The following is an 18,547-nucleotide window of genomic DNA, read 5'->3' as shown; positions in this document are numbered from 1 at the left end:
AGATTATTTCGTTTCAGGAGCTGACGGTAAGCGTTATCAATTTTCAAGTTTCGACTGGTTAGGAAAAAAATACCAAAGGTAGGGGATACCATTGATTTTGTATATGAAGATAATGTTGTTAAACCTGTTCTCCTTCTTGAGTCAAAAAGAATTAGAGCAATCAAGATCAGCTTTGGCAGTTATTTGTTTTGGGGGATGGTTAGGTATTCACCGCTTCATAGCTGATAAAATTGGAATGGGTATCGTAATGCTTCTCATTAAATGTAACAGGTATAGAACTTTTTATCAATATACCGTGGTCATTTATTGATTTTATAGTTATTTTATCTGGGTATTTTAGGGATGCAAATAGCAATAAAATTACCAAGTTATAGCAATTCAACAAAAGTATAATATAAACAAATATTTTATTTATTTATCAATATATTAATTTAATAATGTAAATTACTTTAGTCTATGTCTTTAATATTAAATAAAAGTATTGAAAAAGACTGTACTATTTCATATGAAAAAAACAAAAGTACAAATCAAACAGCGTGTTTTGTATTGCCGCTTATAATTGCGAGAATTTGGGGTTGTTGGGGAATTTTTAGCTTTTTCAATTTTCATATATCACTGTGAGTACAGATCGTATTCATGCTGTGAAGTTTATTTAACATGTTATCATATTAGAAGAAAAGATTCTTTATGAATAACAATTTTATAGGTGGTGAAGATGAAAGGTAAGATTATTAGTCAGGATCAGGGAAGTTATTTCGTTTCAGGTGATAATGGTAAGTGCTATCAATTTGCGGATTGGAATTGGACAGAAAAAAACGCCGAAGATTGGTGATATGGTTGATCTTGTCTGTGAAGGGTATAACGGTAAATCTATTAAGCACCTCCATCTTTACGTTTATGAAGAAGCAAGCTGGCACCACCATTATATTCGCCAGCCCCTAATGTTGTGACAGATCTTGCATTAAGCCGATTCATAAGAACCATTTTTAAATCTTTTCTTATACAGTTTTTACCCACACGCCAGCCCTGCTTATGACGTGCAAGCGAATGGTTTTGATTGATTCAAGATAAACAGATTTGAAATAAAAGAATTTTACCGTATTCGGGGTTCTAATTCAATATGAATAACGCTAGATTATCTATATAAATCAATGTTTTGACTAGATGAAGCTGTATTTTCATTTCAGGGAAAATTTAAATAGAATATGAAAGATTTTTTCTCAGGATACAAAAGCAGGAATGACTCGCTTTCATTCACCTTTATCTTCCTTTACATATATGCTGCTTGTGTTCGATTGGATGTTGATTTACAAGCTACAGCGAAAGTACAAGCTTTATAAAGAAAATACGCTATAAAACGCGTAATAGAATGGTCATGAATTGGAAAGACATTTGGGCTTTGTCAGATATTATTTCCAATAATGATAGCGCTTATGGCTTTTTATTCTTATGGTGTTTTTACACATTCTTTGCATTACATCTGTAAAGGTTAAATGCAAGACAATGTATAGCCCCCCCTTGATTTGAGCGTAAAAAGTTGATGTGATACTCAGATTTTGGGATGTCTTTATCAGTAGAAACATATTGAGAGTGATTAAATAAGCATGCTCTGTGTTATGCAATATTTTATTTTTTCTACATTCATCCGTGGTCTTCTTTAGTGAAAATTGTTTGGCAAAGGATAGGAGATAAAACAAACTCGAAGCATATCTCCATGGGTTTTATTCTTGGCTTTTTGAAACGATTGAGTTTTCTTATGAGGAGGCTAAAAACATTTTGAATCATGGGGGAGGGAGCAAAGTGGAGCTACAGCTTTGTCTTTGTACAGACTGTTGAGAGTAGTGTCTGTATTTTTATAGCAGAATGGTCAAGATATCTTCATTCTTATTTTGTTATTAAGATAAAAAATTTTTTATAAAAATATGTTATGTTTTCTATTGAAAAAAGTTATACGGTGGAGAGAGTCTTTTATATTGAGAATAAGTTCTTTTTACATTGTAAAAGAACGTATGCAGGAAGGTAATTGATAGATTTCTGATCTGAGGGAAATATTTTTATCCATTGCGTTTTGTATATTTCAATTTTAGGAAAATGAACAATGATTATACATTGGGAAATTACATATTGGGATAGAAGGGGCCTTCATTACCTTGCGGACAGGTCCAAGTGATATTTTGGTTCGGATCTTTGATGTCGCACGTTTTACAATGTATGCAATTTGAAGCGTTGATCATATAAGTCAGATGATCATTATGTTCTAGCCATTCGTAGACAGCGGCGGGGCAATAGTTTGTGGAAGGTCCTCCGTAGATTGCATATTCAGAGTCCTTTTGTTTTTTTAATGAGGCTATTTTTAAATGGTAAGGTTGATTTTCTTCATGGTGTGTATTGGAAAGGGCAACACTTGAAAGGCGATCAAAGGTTACAACGCCATCTGGTTTTGGGTAAGCAATGGGTTGAAATTTTTCTGCTGGTTCAAGGCATGCATAATCTTCTTTTCCATGGGAGAGTGTTTTAAATAAGGAAAATCCGAACAGTTGTTGCCACCACATATCAAAACCGGCAAGTTTAATTCCATATTTTGTCCCATATTTTGCCCAGAGCGGTTTGGCATTTCGCACTTTATAAAGATCTTTGCCAATGAGCCCTTTTCGCCATTGTTCTTCGATTTCTTTAACCTCATCATGGACACGCCCTTGAGCAAGAGCGGTAGCGATTTTATCGGCAGCTAATATGCCAGATAAGATGGCATTGTGTGATCCTTTGATACGAGGAACATTGACAAATCCAGCAGAGCAGCCAATAAGTGCCCCACCCGGAAAGGTGAGTTTTGGTACAGATTGCCAACCTCCTTCGCTGATAACACGTGCACCATAGGAAAGACGCTTTGCACCTTTAAAGATTTTATAGAGTTTTGGATGTGTTTTAAAACGTTGAAATTCTTCAAAGGGAGAAAGATAAGGATTTTTGTAATCTAAGTGCACAACAAAACCGACAGAAATGATATTGTTTTCTTGGTGATAAATAAAGCCACCACCACCGGTATTATTGTCTAAGGGCCAACCCGTGAAATGTTGTACTAAACCGCGTTGGTGTTTGTTGGGATCAATTTCCCAGAGCTCTTTGAGACCAAGACCAAATTTTTGTGGTTCACGATTTTTGCTAAGGTTGAAATGTTGTATCAGTTGTTTTGCAATTGAGCCGCGTGCTCCTTCCGCAATTAAAGTATATTTTGCCAATAAAGCCATACCAGGCATATAATTTTTTCCAGGAGTTCCATCTTTGTTAAGCCCCATATCACCGGTGAGAACACCAATAATCGCTTTGTTATCGTTTTGGATAATCTGTGTTACGGCAAAACCGGGATAGATTTCAACACCCAATGCTTCAGCTTTTTTGCTTAACCAGCGGCAAACGTTTCCAAGCGAAACGATATAACATCCGTCATTTGATAAGATTTTGGGATGCAGAATATTGGGAAATATTGTAGCTTTTTGAGGCTTTAGAAAAAAAAACTGGTCATGGGTAACAGGGGTCGTGAAGGGATGATCATTGTCATTTCGCCATTCTGGTAAGAGTGTATCGATGCCAATGGGGTCAATAACTGCGCCAGAGAGAATATGGGCACCAACTTCGGTCCCTTTTTCAACAATTGTGACAGAAAGCTCAGGATTAATTTGTTTCAAACGAATTGCGGCAGAAAGCCCTGCAGGTCCTGCTCCGACAATGACTATGTCAAACTCCATACTTTCACGTTGGTCATGTAGAGGTGTTTTCATGGCTTATAAAGCTTTCTCCAATTCTGGAATAATTTGGTGGAGATCACCTACAAGGGTGTAATCGGCAATTTGCATGATGGGAGCTTCTTCATCGTTATTAATGGCAACAATAATTTGTGCATCCATTATACCGGCTAAATGCTGGATTGCACCGGAAATGCCAACGGCGATATAGAGTTCAGGGGCAACGACCTTTCCTGTTTGTCCAATTTGCCAATCATTGGGAGCATAGCCTGCATCCACTGCTGCGCGGCTGGCACCTAAAGCAGCATTTAATTTGTTTGCAAGAGGAAGAAGCAGGGCCATAAATTTCTCTTGAGAACCAAGACCACGCCCGCCTGATATAATAACACGGGCTGAGGTGAGATCAGGACGATCACTTTTGTTTGTCTCTGATTTTACGAAAGAAGAAAGATTTGGATTGGGAGCTGGTGTTATTGTTTTAATGGGAGCAGAATTATTTTGGGAAGGCGTTGGGGTGAAAGAAGCGGTGCGAACTGTTATAATCTTTTTATAATCATTGGTGCGTACAGTTTCAAATGCATTGCCTGCATAAATTGGTCGTTTGAAGGTATCGGGTGAAAGAATGGCGGTAATATCTGAAATTTGCATAAGATCAAGAAGAGCTGCTACGCGCGGCATCACATTTTTCCCAGTACTGTTGGATGCTGCCATGATCACATCATAATCATTTGCTAACGTGAGAATTGTATCTGCCATAGGCTCGGCAAGTTGATGGGCTAAATAGTCTGCTTTTGCAATAAGAACTTGCCGCACACCATCAAGTTTAGCACTGTTTTCCGCTATCGTTTGAATTTTTTCTCCGCAAACCAGAATATCGATATCATTACTGAGTACGCGTGCAGCGGTGAGTACTTTTGCTGTTTCTTCTGTATTATGATCGGCCAGTAAAAGAATTGCCATAAGTTTTTACCCTTTTATGTAAGTGTTGCTTTTACTCTAGTGGAGAGAATATTAAATGCAGTTCTTTTGTTTTAGCGCACTGACAAGCTCTCCTACATTAGCTACTTTAATACCGGATTGACGGGGTTTGGGTTCTTCAACGCTTAAAATTGTTAAGCGTGCTTTCGTATCGATGCCAAGATCAGTCAGCGCTTTTTGTTCAATGGTTTTCTTTTTTGCTTTCATAATATTAGGGAGAGAGGTGTAGCGCGGTTCATTGAGCCGTAGATCGGCGGTCATAACCATGGGAAGGGGAAGAGAAAGGGTTTGTGTTCCATTATCAACTTCACGAATAACTGTAGCATGCCCATTTTCTATGTTAAGATGTGAGGCAAAAGTTGCCTGTCCCCACCCAAGAAGAGCGGCGAGCATTTGTCCTGTTTGGTTGCTATCGTCATCAATCGCCTGTTTTCCTAAAAAGACCATATCAGGTTTTTCTTCATCAACTATGGCTTTGAGAACCTTAGCAATTGCTAAGGGTTCAAGTGTTTGATCCGTGGTGATAAGAAGTGCGCGATCAGCCCCCATTGCAAGTCCTGTTCGTAGAGTTTCTTGGGCTGCTTCTGGTCCGATTGAAACAAGAATAACTTCTGAAATTTTACCGGATTCTTTCTGGCGAATTGCTTCCTCTACGGCTATCTCATCAAAAGGATTCATAGACATTTTTACGTGAGACAGATCAACGCCTGTGCTATCGGGTTTGACACGTATTTTGATATTATAATCAACAACACGTTTGATAGCGACAATTATTTTCATGATGATCCTCTTTGTTGTATGATTACAAGTTTATAGCAATACTCATAAGAAACAAAATTGTTTAGAATGAAGTCTTATTTATAACTTGTGTTTTCTTTCATATAAGCTTTTTTTACGTTTACTTGTACTTTCTTGTTGTCATTTTCAATCTTCATATCTTCTGCATTGCCATAATTGCCTTATTTGCTTGAATAAAAAGTAAAAAAATCACTCTGTCTTATGATATTTTTTTCATTTTATATGCTCTGTTTATGATGGCGCATCAGGGGCTTTAGGCAATGAAAAAATTAAGTGAAAAAAATAAAAATGGGGGAATGATTTTGCTCTTCAAATCTTGAGGACAAAAAAATAGAGATTTTTCTTTCAAATATTTTAAATAAAGATTGGGGCGAAATATTTCTAACAAAAAAGTTTTTGGGCGTTCTTAAAGCTCTATTTACTAAAATAGAGCACACTTTATTCATCATTTGTGCGATTCTTTTCAAAAAGGTTAATGAGGGGTAAGCGTTTGTGAATACGAAGGGTCATACGATCAACCAGCCGATCAATCAGGTTAGGAATGATAAATTCTCTTCTTTTATTGAACAGAAGGAGAGAACGGATGCGCCTATGGATGTAACGATGTCGGATATTGCTCAAAAATTACGCACTGTTCATGCACAAATGCAAATGAAGCATTCTTCCCGTTCTTTGATAGAGCAGGGGGCTTTAGAAGAGCATTTTAAATCTTACTTAGATGATATTAGTCGGGCCATTTTGGCTGAATATTATATCCGTCGTCAAAGAGAAAAAAAGCTTTTTGAATCTTTAGAGCAGATTAAAACAATTGTTCAAAGTTTACAGAGTGAAAAAAAGAGCTTAGAAGAAGTAGCGGTAACACGACCGGTGTCTCGTTCAAAATCACCTGATTCTGTTGTACAAAAACTTGCTCATATGGAATATGAGGGAAATAAAGAACGCTTATCACTTCAAAAGGTTCAAAATTTTTCGAGACAAAACGGTATAATTCCACTCCAAACAAATGTTAAAAATGTGGCGCAGAAAGAAAATAAAAGCTCTTTGCCAAGTGATACTATGAAGCCTTCTTTTAAAAAGGTTGAGGGAGCCGTAGAGTGTGCTTCGATAGAAAAAAAGGATATGGGTATTCAGGCACCTAATCGTGGCATTGAGAACGATTTTTCTTCTTTAAAGGCGCAGTCTCAAGAGAGTGTTTCGTTTTTATCTCATTTGGTAAAAAAAAGTGTTCTTTGTTTTTTAACCGTTGCATTTATGGTAGCGATAACGTTATGTCTTTACAGCGTTTTAAAAGGAGCGCGTTTTTTTTAGTTTTTATGATGTTGATGTTAATAGATGTGAAATGTATTGCGCATTCGTGGATTATGCGAAAGTTGTATAGCAATTAAAATTATCCTTTTAAACACGCAACAGAGATTATTGGAAAAGAGGATAATTGGAGAAAGATTCTCTCAATTGTTAAAAAGCCTCAGATTATCTTGAAGGTTCTGTAAGTGAGTATTTATTTACCAATTGCTGAAATGTCTCTCAATATGCTGATTTTGATTGGTATGGGAGTCGTTGCTGGTTTTTTTTCTGGTCTTTTTGGAATTGGGGGCGGTTTTCTTATCACTCCTTTATTGATTTTTTATAATATCCCTCCTGCTATTGCTGTTGGAACAGGTGCAAATCAGATGATTGCGTCATCTGTAACAGGAGCGATTACCCATTTTAGAAGACGTACGCTCGATATCAAACTTGGTATTCTTTTGGCGATTGGAGGAGGGGGGGGGGCTTTAATCGGGATTCAGATTTTCTCTGTTTTGAAAAAATTAGGTCAATTAGACTTAATGATTTCTCTTCTTTATGTGATTCTTCTTGGAAGTGTAGGAAGCTTGATGATTGTTGAAAGTTGGTATGATATGATGCGCAAGCGTAAGGCAGGAAAAGCCAATATTCGTCTTGCTGGTCGACATAACTGGATTCATCGCTTACCGTTAAAAATGCGTTTTCGGACATCTATGATCTATGTCAGCATTATTCCAGTTTTAGGGATTGGTCTCATTGTAGGGTTGTTGTCTTCTATTATGGGAATTGGTGGGGGGTTCTTTATGGTACCAGCATTGATTTACCTTCTGCGTGTTCCAACCAATGTGGTGATTGGAACTTCACTTTTTCAGATCACATTTGTGTCTTCTTTCACGACAGTTTTACAAAGTATGACTCATCAGTCCGTTGATATTGTCCTGGCTTTTTTATTAATGCTGGGAGGAAGTATTGGTGCGCAATATGGAACACGGGCTGGACGGAAGTTAAAGGCGGAACAATTGCGTATGGCACTTGCGTTTTTGGTGTTGATTGTGTGTATGCGTCTTGCTTTTCAATTATTTATACGCCCCGATAATCTTTTCTCTCTGGATATTCTTATGAGATAAAAATGGGTAGATTATTTTCTTTATGCATCATTACAAGTTGCTTTTGTTTTGTTTCTTTTTCTACATGGTCACATGTTGGGACGACAGCGACATTCGTTGATCAAGTTGATCACGAAACTGTTCAAATTATCGTAACAACAAATACGATTACTGTGGATGCAAATTTTGCTGGTCGTGATCTTTATATTGCTGGTGTTTTGGAAAATATTGATCCGTTATATGCTCGACAAAACCGTTATGATGTTGTTGTGAGCTTGGAGGGACAAGATCGGACAATGGTGATGCGAGAAAAAAAACGTAATGCCGGTGTTTGGGTTAATACAGATTCTCTTATTTTTAAAAAGGTTCCTCTTTTTTACTCTATGGTCACAACACGTGAAATTGACGATATTACGAGTGTTGAAGATTATAAACGCTTGGGGTTAGGATTACTTTATTTGCCATTGCAGACGGATGAAAAAGATCAGAAAAAAATACAGATCTTTCGCGATGAACTTATAAAACTGCAAAAAGCCAAAAGCCTTTATTATGAGGAAGTAGGGGGTGTTCGTTTTGGTTCTGACACGCTTTTTACTGCACATTTTCGTTTACCAACCAATATTCCTGTTGGACATTATAAGGTTCGTGCTTATCTTTTTCGTGATGGTCAGTTTATTGATAGTACAACAACGACTCTTGAAATTGTTAAAGCACATATCGCTTATACAATTTTTTACGCAGCACATAAGTATCGTTTCTTATATGCTATTGTTGCGGTGATCATTGCTGTTACCACAGGATTTTTATGTCGTTTGATTTTTCGAAAAGACTAGCGCAAGGAAAATGTTGAGGCTTTTATTTTTTATGAAAAATGCGTAAGATAAGAAAGATAGGCACAACAACAATCGCTCCCGTCATGGTGATATGAAAGAAGTTTGTGAGCGTTATAAATCCTGTTGCCCATAGAGACTGAAAAAAATCTATAATTTTCTGTATGAGACTTTTGGGTGTCCATCCCAAAAAATTCATTATGATGCCAATAAAAAATGAAAGGATGAGCAATTTTAAACTAACATGGTGGCTTAATGTGCCTCCAAGAAAAGCACGAAAAGAATCTGACAATTTTTTCTTTCGGTTCATTTTAATATACTTTCAAATATCTTGTTTTTTCATTGTATCATCATAGTACAGTGATGTCTTTGTTATAAAGGAGAAAGATTTTTTATTTTTTCTTACTTTTTTGGAGTTTATTACCTTAGTACTGGTGTAATATCAGTGCTTTAAAATATACGCGCGTTCTCTTGCCTTTTTTGCGATATTTTCATGGCGCTTTTTTCATTAAATGAAGAGATATCCTTTCGTTTCTGAGAACTTGTAGGGGAGTTCTTGTAGCGTTTCGATATTTCGTATTAGGATAAGAGTTCTAGTCTATTGAAGATTTTATAACGGATTTATTATTGTTGTGTATTGAAATAATATTTCAAGGCATTTTACTTAAAAAAAGACTATCTATTCTGATAAGGGTATGCTTATATAGGTATTATATTTAGGTATTTCAACCTTAGTGCATTGAAAAGATATTTTTTGCTGAAAAAATGTAAGCAATGAAGTAAGTGTTGTTAGAGGAGCAAAGGTATTTAAAATACGATGTGGAAAAAAGTTTTGTTATGTGCGGGTGTGTAAAGGAATATCAGGGGGGAGCCCATGCTCCTTTTATTTAGAAATAAAATGTAATTTAAAAGCTGTTATTTGGCAGAGGATTATGGAAAAATTCAAAATTCCTCTTGTAGGGGGAGGAGATCATGTCGGTTGATGGGTGAATTTTCCTGTTTTGTTAAAATGTCAAATTGTTATTAGAGCTCTTTGTTATTAAGGCGCTTAAGCTAACGAGGAAGAGTCTTTTGATGGCATAAAAAGACGAGAGGAAAGAAGAGACGCACTTGCCCAACAAAAGAGAGAAAATAGTGGTTTTATAGTCTTCAATCGTAGGCGTTATGACATCATGAATAAGCTCTGTTATGGGGGGCATTGTATGTCAGAGTGTTTGTTGTTGCGTGTTTTGGTTTGTCTTGGCTTATAGGTATGGGCAGAAGGCGTGGTTGGTAAGTGGTGTTGTTTGAAGGTTTTAATACTTTGTTTGAGGCGCTTATGGATCATCTAACCTTATTATTAAGCATGTGCTTGTTGTGTGGGAAATTTATATAATAAACTTTAAAAGGAAAAGTCTATGAACTTGAAGAAAAAAATATTAAAGAATAGCAGCTCTCTTGTTTCTGCTTTTATAGCACTGGGGATGGTTGCACAACAGGTTTCAGCAAAAACTCCTGCTGACACCCTTGTGATGGCTTGGAATATTGATTCAATTAGTACATTTGATCCCGCTCAACTTAGTGATGTTTATGGAAGTGAAATTGTCCGCAATGTTTGTGATAGTTTGGTCAGTACCGCAACGGATGATCCTGCTAAAATGGTTCCGGCATTAGCTACACATTGGGATGTTTCAGGGGATGATCACAGTACGGTGATTACTTTTCATTTGCGTGATAGTTTGAAGTTTAATGATGGCAGATCAGCCAATGCCAATGATCTTGTTTGGGGTATGAAGCGGATTGTCAAATTGAAGATGACCAATGCGGCAATTTTTAATGAATATGGAATTACAGAGCAAAATGTTGATGATGCTTTGCAAGCCCCTGATGAAAAAACAGTGGTGATGAAATTTGATAAGCCTTATCCAGCAGAGCTTATTCTTAATAATATTGTTGCAAGTCCAGCAACAGCTTTGCTTGATCGTAAGACAATTATGAAGCACGAAAAAGATGGCGATCTGGGAAATCAGTATTTGAAGAGTCATGCTGCTTGTGTTGGTCCTTATCAGTTAAGCAGTTGGCGCCCTGGAGAAGCTCTTTTGTTACGTGCGAGTTCCCATTATTGGGGCGAGGCGCCTAAATTGAAGCAGATTCTCATTCGTCATGTTATGGAGCCTGGAACACAACGTTTATTGTTGCAAAAGCATGATATTGATGTTGCTCGTGATTTGTCCCCTGAAGATCTTGCAGATCTGCAAAAAACAACAGATGTTAAAATCGAAGAAGTGTTAGAGCCATCCATGATGTATTGGGGATTTAACATGACAAATCCCATTTTTGCTAAGGAAAAAGTACGCTTGGCGATGCGTTATCTTATTGACTATGAAGGTCTTGGCAAGAAGCTTCTCAAAGGGATTGGTGTTCCACGGGCAAGTTTTATTCCTCTTGGTAACTTTGGGGCTCTGGATGAAAAAGAAGGACAACCCTTTACATTTGATGTTGCAAAAGCCAAGCAGCTTTTAGCAGAGGCCGGTTATCCGAACGGATTTGAGGCAAATTTTCTTGTCTCAAATGCTCCTTATACTTTGTTACTTGCTCAGTCACTTCAAGATAGTGCTGGACAGGCAGGGGTGCGTCTTAAAATTGAACGTGTGGCAGGTACACAGTTGTTTTCAAAAGTGAATGCACGGGCTTTTGATACGGCTTTTATCGGATGGAATAACGATTCTGCGGATCCCCATACAATGGCTTCACGTCTTGTTTATAACCCTGATAATCGGTTTGAGGCAAAAAATACCGCCTATCCTAGTTGGCAGCATGGGTATTTTGATGCCGATATGAATCAAAAAGTTGAAGAGGCGTTATTTCAAAAAGATCCGCAAAAACGAGCGCAACTTTATGCTGATTTACAACGTGAACTGATGCAAAAAGGACCTTATGCGTTTATCTTTCAAAAATATAGCGTTATCGCGATGACACCTGATATCAAAAAGTGGGTTTGGAATAGTGCGCCACAAATTTTTTATAGTAAAATTGAAAAATAAGTGTGTCTTTAAATATTGTAAAATACAACAAAAATGAAATCATAATAACTTCAGCGTTTTGCATAGTGTTCAAGAACTTTGTAATACGCTGGAGATCATGGGGAATGATTGGATATGTTGTTGAATATTTCTATTTTAAAAGGGATCTGTCATTTTCATTAAAGATGTGTTGGTATGGATGTTAAAACTGAATATTTCAACTTCTGTGAAGTGAAAAGTGGTAAATTTATTTGCTCAAAAATCAGTGCAACAAATGTCGCGGAATTTTAGCATTGCTGAAGAAGCAAAGACTTTGCAATGGTGAATAAAAGTTTTATTATGGAGAAGGTACGAGGAATATCAGTTTTTATGGTGTCTATGTTTCTTACTTTGAAAGATGGTAAGATGCCAATTGGAGGGTGTTATTTTACGGGGAGTGATGAGAAATTGCAAGTTTCCTTTTGAAGAAGGAATAAAAGTCGTTGTACTTGGCAAATTGATGAATTTTCTGTTTGATCGAAACGTTAAATTATGATGAAGGCTTTTTATTATTAAAACACTTGAACCAACAGGGGGTGCTTTGATGACATTAAAAAAACGTCAGAAAAAACAAGGGGAAACTTGTTTAACAAGAGAGAAAAACAATAGAGGTTTGTTAGTCTTTAATCGTAGCATTATGCTCTCATGAATAGGCTCTGTTACTGGTAAGCGTTTATTGTATAGCAAAAGTGTTTGCCATTGCACGTTTTGGTTTAGCTTATAAGGGTGGGCAGGAGGAGTGATTGGTAAGTAGTGGTATTTGAAAGTTTGAATACTTTGTTTGAGGCGTTTATGTATCGTCTCATTTTATTATTTAAATATGTTTGTGTTGCGTGGAAAATTTATACAATAAACTTTAAAAGGAAAAGTCTATGAGCTTGAAAAGAAAAATATTGAAAAGGAGCAGCTCTCTGGTTTCTGCTTTTATAGCACTGGGGATGGTTGTACAACAGGTTCCAGCAAAAACACCCGCTGATACTCTTGTGATGGGTTGGAATCTCGATTCAATTAGTACATTTGATCCAGCGCAAATCAATGATCGTTATGGGAATGAAGTTCTTGTCAATGTTTGTGATAATTTAGTTGACCCCGCTAAAGATAATGCAGCTAAAGTTATTCCTTCTTTGGCCAAAAGCTGGGATGTTTTAAGTGATGATCAGAAAACGGTGATCACTTTTCATTTGCGTGATGGTTTGAAGTTCAACGATGGTCGTTCTGCTAATGCTTATGATCTTGTTTGGAGCATGAAGCGGGTTGTTAAATTGAAGATGGCTACTGCGGCGACATTTAATGAATATGGTATTACAGAACAAAATGTTGATGAGGCTTTTCAAGCACCGGATGAGAAAACGGTGGTGATGAAATTTGATAAACCTTATCCAGCAGAGCTCATTCTTAGCCATTTTGCCACTAGTCGTACTCTTGCCTTGTTGGATCGAGAGACAATTATGAAACATGAACAAGATGGTGATCTGGGAAATCGGTATTTGGCAAGCCATTCTGCCTGTGTTGGTCCTTATCAGATAAGTAGCTGGCGTCCTGGAGAAGGGATTTTGTTGCGTGCAAGCTCCAATTATTGGGGTGAGGCACCTAAATTAAATAAGATTTTAATTCGCCATGTTGCGGAGCCTGGAACACAACGTTTATTGTTGCAAAAACACGATATCGATGTTGCACGTAATTTGTTGCCAGAGGATTTAGCAGATCTCCAAGCTACAACGGATATTAAAGTTGCAAGAGTATTAGAGCCATCTGTAATCATATGGGGATTTAATGTGACGAATCCAATTTTTGCCAATGAAAAAGTGCGTTTGGCGATGCATTATCTTATTGACTATGAAGGACTCGGTAAGACGCTTCTTAAAGATGTTGGTGTTCCACGGGCAAGCTTTATTCCTCTTGGTAATCTTGGAGCTTTGGACGAAAAAGAAGGACAACCCTTTAAACTTGATCTGCAAAAAGCAAAGCAGCTGTTAACTGAGGCTGGTTACCCAGATGGTTTTGAGGCCAATATTTTTGCAGGGGCATCTCCTTATCCTTTTGCTTTGCCTATTGCTCAGTCTCTCCAAGATAATGCAAAAAAAGTGGGAGTGCGCTTTAAAATTGAACGTTTTGTGGGGACGCAATTATTTTCAAAACTCTCTGCACGTGCTTTTGATACGATTTTTTTCGGATGGAATAATGATTCTGCTGATCCTCATACAATGGCTTCACGTCTTATTTACAATCCGGATAATCGGTTTGAGGCAAAAAATACCGCCTATCCTAGTTGGTGCCATGGGTATTTGGATGAAACGATGAATCAAAAGGTTCAGGATGCTTTATTTGAAAAAGATCCACAAAAACGGGCGCAAATGTATGCTGATTTGCAACGTGAATTTATGCAGAAAGGACCCTATGCTTTTATTTATCAGACGTATCATACGATAGCGATGACACCTGATGTCAAAAAATGGGTTTGGAATAGTGCTCCACGTATTTTTTATAGTGCAATTGAAAAATAAGTGGATTTTAATGCTGTAAAATACAACAAGAATGAAATCATGATAACTTCAGCGTTTTGTATGGGGGGTAAGAATTTTGCAAAACGTTGAAGCTTATCGGTAACGCATTGATATGTTGTGTATAGAATGTAATTTCAAGATACGCTATTTAAAGAGCTCTTTTATCCTATCACGCCATAAAACACTGTTGTTTAGAGCGGTGATATAAGGCATGAAAAGCTTTACATATTAAGTGTTTTTAGATACCGTGATCAGTACAGGGCATGGTTTGGGCTGTCGCCACCTATGCAGGAAACCGCATGAGTGGTCAGCAAGTGGAACTTGCCCCGTGAGAAGCTAGTCCGGTGGATTGGTAGAAATCTCCATCCTTTGAGATGTTGGGAGGAGGTTAATTTCATTAAAATTAAAAATGTGTTTGTGTGAATGTTAAGACTTAATATTTCAATTTCTGTGAATTGAAAAATGGCAAATTTATTTGATGAAAAAATAAGTGCAACGAATGTTGCGGAATTTACTGTTTCCGAAATAGCAGGGGCTTTAAAGCGTGTTGTTGAGGAGAAGTTTGGTTATGTACGGGTGCGTGGGGAGATATCAGGTTACCGTGGTGCTCATGCTTCAGGACATGCTTATTTTGCTTTAAAAGATGATAAGGCGCGGTTGGAAGCTGTTATTTGGCGTGGAGTGATGGAAAAGCTCAAATTTCCTCCTGAAGAAGGGATGGAAGTGGTCGCTGTTGGTAAACTTACGACGTATCCAGGATCATCAAAATATCAAATTGTCATTGAAGCTCTTGAACCAACAGGGGTTGGTGCTTTGATGACACTTCTTGAAAATCGTAAGAAAAAGTTTTTAGAAGAAGGCTTATTTGATGAAGCAAAGAAAAAAACTTTGCCTTATATGCCCCGAATTATAGGCGTTGTAACATCACCAACAGGTGCTGTTATTCGTGATATTATTCACCGTATATCCGATCGTTTTCCTTTGCATATTTTGGTTTGGCCTGTACGTGTTCAGGGGGAAACAAGTGGGAGGGAAGTCGCTGCTGCTGTTGAAGGTTTTAATGCGTTGCCTTTAGGAGGCGTTGTTCCTAAGCCTGATCTTCTTATTGTTGCGCGGGGAGGGGGAAGTTTAGAAGATTTGTGGGGATTTAATGACGAAGCCGTTGTTCGTGCTGTTTATAACTCTTCTCTTCCTGTTATTTCTGCTGTTGGGCATGAAACGGATTGGACCTTGATTGATTATGTGGCTGATTGGCGCGCTCCAACTCCCACAGCCGCAGCAGAGCGGGCTGTTCCTGTTAAGCTTGATCTCGAGGTGCTAGTGGTATCGCTTGGTGCACGTTTGCGTACGGGACTTGCGCGTTATTTTGATTTTTATCGACAAAAACTGCGTGCTACTCTAAGAGCTCTTCCGACTGCTGATCAACTTTTTGCTCTACCACGGCGAGGTTTTGATGAAATTTCAAGTCGTTTGCAGCGTGCTCTTTGTGTAAGCTATGATAAAAAACGTTTTTCTTTTTATGCACTTGGTGTGCGTTTTTCACTGCGTTTACTTAATACTGAAAAAGCAGAACACAATATGAAGGAATATACTGCACGTCTTCAGCGTGCTTTTGTGCGCAATGTTGAAAAACAACGGGCTGGGTTAGAGGTAGTCTCTAGGCTTTTAAGAAGCACTTCGTATCAGAATATTTTGGAGCGCGGCTTTGTTTTGGCTTTGGGGAAAGAGAATAAGCCCATCAAACGGTTGGTACAGATTCCTGAAACGGGGCAAATAAATTTACGTTTTTTTGATGGTGATATCAGTGTTGCAACACAAGAGCCTGTTTCCGCTAAACGTTCAAAATACAAGCAAATAAAATCGTCTAGCGATGATCAAGGAACCCTCTTTTGAATACAACAATATATTGATTTATATTAGATAATTTAGCACTATTCATATTGAATTAGAGCTCCGAATAACGTATGATTCTCTCATTGCAAATATGTGTATCTTGAATCAATCAAAACCACTTGCTTGCACATTACATGGGGCCCCATGAGGGTAAAAACTGTACAAGAAAGGACTAAAAATGGCTCTTATGAACCGTTTTAATGCAAGGTCTGTTTGCATCATTGGGGGATGGCAAATATAATGATGGTGCTGGCTTTCTTCTTCACAAACGTAAAGATGGGGGTGCTCAATGGTTTTATCGTTATACCATTCATGGTCGACGCCGTGAAATGGAAGTGGGTGCTCTTTGAGAGATGTTTTTTTAAATGAGCCCGTGAATGTGCAACTGGATGGCGTTCTGTTTTACGGTGAGTGCTATGCTTGCGGAAGGTCTTCTTAAGGGAGTGGATGGAAAAATTCGTTGCGCATGGGCTGGAACTGATCCACTTTATTGTGCTTATCATGATAATGAATGGGGAAAGCCTGTTGTAGAGGATATTTGTTTGTTTGAAAAAATTTGTCTTGAAGGTTTTCAAGCTGGACTTTCTTGGTTGACAATTTTAAAAAAACGCTCTTCTTTTCGCATTGCATTTGATCATTTTGATTTTGAAAAAATTGCTCATTATGATGAGTTAAAGGTGCAAATGTTGATGCAGAACAAAGATATTGTTCGCCATCAAGGAAAAATTCGATCAGTACTTAATAATGCACTTAGAGCACAAGAAATTATAATAGAGTGGGGGAGTTTGTCCCACTATTTTTGGTCTTTTCAGCCACCACAATCAGAACATTATGAAAAGATAGACTTTCAAACACTGTTGGCTCATCCCATAACACCTGCTTCTCTTCGTCTTTCTCAAGATTTAAAGAAACGTGGCTGGACATTTATTGGTCCAACGATTTGTTATGCTTTTATGCAGTCCGTAGGGATTGTCAATGATCATCTTGAAGGATGTTTTTGTCGATAAATTGGTAAAGTCGCGTTCGTGAAAGCAATGATCAATAGGCTAATAATTGAATTATTTAATAAATGTACAGATTATGCACTCCATTGTATAAGATAATTGAAATATACAAACTTATACAAGATTGATGATTTTTTACGGTTGTTGGCAATCAAAACGACAAAGCGATAATTTTGAAGATGAAAAAACAGATGCAAAAAGAAGTGATATCTAATTGTCATGTATTTCGAGTTAGATAATGGTGATGTCTTGTCTGTTCAAGATTAATTGTCGTAAGACCATTGTTGGATATGATGAATATTTGGTGTTTTCTCTTAAAAATAGTGGGTAGAGGGGGTACCTTTATACAACGAATTGATTTATAATGATAATTCACTGTTTTGTATGTTGAATGAGAGTCTCGAATATCGTAGAATTCTTTCATTTCAAAGTTGTTTATGTTGAATCAATCAAATCACTTGCTTGCACATTACAAGCGGGGCTGGCGTGTTGGTAAAAACTGTACAAGAAAGGATAAAAATGGCTCTTATAAACCGTCTTAAGTGCCAAGGGCTGTCGCGCAACACCCACGAGTTGGCAAATATTAATGATGGTGCCGGCTTGTTACTCCATAAGCGTAAAGATGGGGGTGCTCAATGAATTTACCGTTAAGTGAAACGTGGTCAATGTACAAGATATATTGTACAATTGCATACCTTAGAAAATGCCAAATGAAATACACTGTCTTGTTAAGAGGATTTTGCGTACTTTTGCTTGTTTAAAAGGTAAAATGGCGCAATATGGCTTAAAGAGTAACGGTGCTCTTTGATTTTGGAAGTTTTTGATATAATATATTTTGATATGTGTGATGAAGAAAGTGATGTTGGTTCAAAAAACTCCATTTCACTAGGAATAGCTTTTAAACAAGTCTTATCATTTAAAGAAACATTATCGTTATCATTGCATGAAACATTTTGGTTGTCGTATTTTACTTCACTTTCTTTCATATTTTCCTCTCTCTAGATTTCAATGATTTTTTGATACTGAAAGGTATAAATAAATGAGAGAGAATAAAAACAATATTGTCGATACCAACAATCAAAATGTTTCATGCAATGATAACGATAATAGCTCTTTAAATGATAAGACTTGTTTAGAAGCCATTCCTTATGAAATCGCATTGCAACAAAACGGTTGGGGCGAAATAAAGCCTATCACGGCGGCTCTCTTACCCGTCGAGCCTTTTAGCTTATTACAGTTGCCAATGTCATTAATGAACTATGTTTATGATGTTGCGGATAGCCAACAACCCCCTATGGATTTTATTGCTATCTCTGCTCTCTGTGCTTTGGCTGCTGTGATTGGCAATGGCGTGCGGGTTGCCCCA

Annotated in this window: 13 protein-coding genes and 3 pseudogenes; 10 read left to right on the top strand and 6 right to left on the bottom strand. The window is 37.4% G+C overall.

Going from position 1 to position 18,547, the window contains the following annotated elements; all coding sequences use genetic code 11:
- The first annotated feature begins 103 nt into the window (after positions 1-103).
- On the top strand, positions 104-310 hold the full coding sequence (locus ACFIM1_RS06835; protein WP_375694531.1) for an NINE protein: 207 nt from the start codon (positions 104-106) through the stop codon (positions 308-310).
- A 566-nt stretch (positions 311-876) separates the two neighbouring features.
- On the opposite strand, the pseudogene ACFIM1_RS06830 reads toward ACFIM1_RS06835, so the two are convergent.
- From ACFIM1_RS06830 to ACFIM1_RS06815, 4 genes and pseudogenes are all read right to left on the bottom strand, one after another.
- Positions 877-984 (bottom strand): annotated as a pseudogene (locus ACFIM1_RS06830) (integrase); the annotation flags it as partial.
- Between the two features lie 1,133 nt (positions 985-2,117).
- On the bottom strand, positions 2,118-3,779 hold the full coding sequence (locus ACFIM1_RS06825) for a 4Fe-4S dicluster domain-containing protein (protein ID WP_375609555.1): 1,662 nt from the start codon (positions 3,777-3,779) through the stop codon (positions 2,118-2,120).
- 3 nt (positions 3,780-3,782) lie between these two features.
- Positions 3,783-4,703 (bottom strand): electron transfer flavoprotein subunit alpha/FixB family protein, encoded by a 921-nt coding sequence (locus ACFIM1_RS06820; protein ID WP_375609556.1) that lies wholly within the window; start codon positions 4,701-4,703, stop codon positions 3,783-3,785.
- 51 nt (positions 4,704-4,754) lie between these two features.
- Positions 4,755-5,501: an electron transfer flavoprotein subunit beta/FixA family protein gene (locus ACFIM1_RS06815; protein ID WP_375609557.1), complete on the bottom strand. Its 747-nt coding sequence runs from the start codon at positions 5,499-5,501 to the stop codon at positions 4,755-4,757.
- A gap of 510 nt (positions 5,502-6,011) precedes the next feature.
- On the opposite strand from ACFIM1_RS06815, the gene ACFIM1_RS06810 reads away from it, so the two are divergent.
- The 3 genes from ACFIM1_RS06810 to ACFIM1_RS06800 all read left to right on the top strand — a co-directional run bounded on the left by ACFIM1_RS06810 (position 6,012) and on the right by ACFIM1_RS06800 (position 8,742).
- On the top strand, positions 6,012-6,827 hold the full coding sequence (locus ACFIM1_RS06810) for a hypothetical protein (protein WP_375609558.1): 816 nt from the start codon (positions 6,012-6,014) through the stop codon (positions 6,825-6,827).
- Positions 6,828-7,009: 182 nt separating this feature from the next.
- A complete protein-coding gene (locus tag ACFIM1_RS06805; protein ID WP_375609559.1) occupies positions 7,010-7,930 on the top strand; it encodes a sulfite exporter TauE/SafE family protein in 921 nt (306 codons plus the stop codon).
- Between the two features lie 2 nt (positions 7,931-7,932).
- Positions 7,933-8,742, top strand: a complete 810-nt coding sequence (locus tag ACFIM1_RS06800; RefSeq protein WP_375608511.1) for a TIGR02186 family protein — start codon at positions 7,933-7,935, stop codon at positions 8,740-8,742.
- A 22-nt stretch (positions 8,743-8,764) separates the two neighbouring features.
- Here ACFIM1_RS06800 and ACFIM1_RS06795 read toward each other — a convergent pair whose 3' ends face one another.
- Positions 8,765-9,049, bottom strand: coding sequence for a DUF6460 domain-containing protein (locus tag ACFIM1_RS06795; protein ID WP_375607286.1), 285 nt, complete (start codon positions 9,047-9,049; stop codon positions 8,765-8,767).
- 1,087 nt (positions 9,050-10,136) lie between these two features.
- On the opposite strand from ACFIM1_RS06795, the gene ACFIM1_RS06790 reads away from it, so the two are divergent.
- From ACFIM1_RS06790 to ACFIM1_RS06770, 5 genes and pseudogenes are all read left to right on the top strand, one after another.
- A complete protein-coding gene (locus ACFIM1_RS06790; protein ID WP_375694529.1) occupies positions 10,137-11,762 on the top strand; it encodes an ABC transporter substrate-binding protein in 1,626 nt (541 codons plus the stop codon).
- Positions 11,763-12,652: 890 nt separating this feature from the next.
- Positions 12,653-14,284, top strand: coding sequence for an ABC transporter substrate-binding protein (locus ACFIM1_RS06785; protein WP_375607284.1), 1,632 nt, complete (start codon positions 12,653-12,655; stop codon positions 14,282-14,284).
- Between the two features lie 462 nt (positions 14,285-14,746).
- The gene (gene xseA / locus ACFIM1_RS06780; RefSeq protein ID WP_375609561.1) at positions 14,747-16,177 is read left to right on the top strand and encodes an exodeoxyribonuclease VII large subunit; all 1,431 of its coding nucleotides are present in this window, start codon (positions 14,747-14,749) and stop codon (positions 16,175-16,177) included.
- Positions 16,178-16,355: 178 nt separating this feature from the next.
- Positions 16,356-16,585: pseudogene (locus ACFIM1_RS06775) on the top strand (Arm DNA-binding domain-containing protein); the annotation flags it as partial.
- 8 nt (positions 16,586-16,593) lie between these two features.
- Positions 16,594-17,184 carry a DNA-3-methyladenine glycosylase I gene (locus ACFIM1_RS06770; protein ID WP_375609564.1) on the top strand — a complete coding sequence of 197 codons (591 nt, stop codon included), beginning with the start codon at positions 16,594-16,596 and terminating at the stop codon, positions 17,182-17,184.
- A 725-nt stretch (positions 17,185-17,909) separates the two neighbouring features.
- On the opposite strand, the gene ACFIM1_RS06765 is transcribed toward ACFIM1_RS06770, so the two are convergent.
- Positions 17,910-18,167: a hypothetical protein gene (locus ACFIM1_RS06765; RefSeq protein ID WP_375609562.1), complete on the bottom strand. Its 258-nt coding sequence runs from the start codon at positions 18,165-18,167 to the stop codon at positions 17,910-17,912.
- 53 nt (positions 18,168-18,220) lie between these two features.
- Here ACFIM1_RS06765 and ACFIM1_RS06760 point away from each other — a divergent pair.
- A pseudogene (locus ACFIM1_RS06760) lies at positions 18,221-18,547 on the top strand (DUF3987 domain-containing protein); the annotation flags it as partial.

This window comes from Bartonella sp. AC158YNML (assembly GCF_042196725.1).
Lineage (GTDB): Bacteria > Pseudomonadota > Alphaproteobacteria > Rhizobiales > Rhizobiaceae > Bartonella.
The sequence above is the reverse complement of the archived record's forward strand: the minus strand, read 5'-3'. Positions and strand labels throughout refer to the sequence as shown.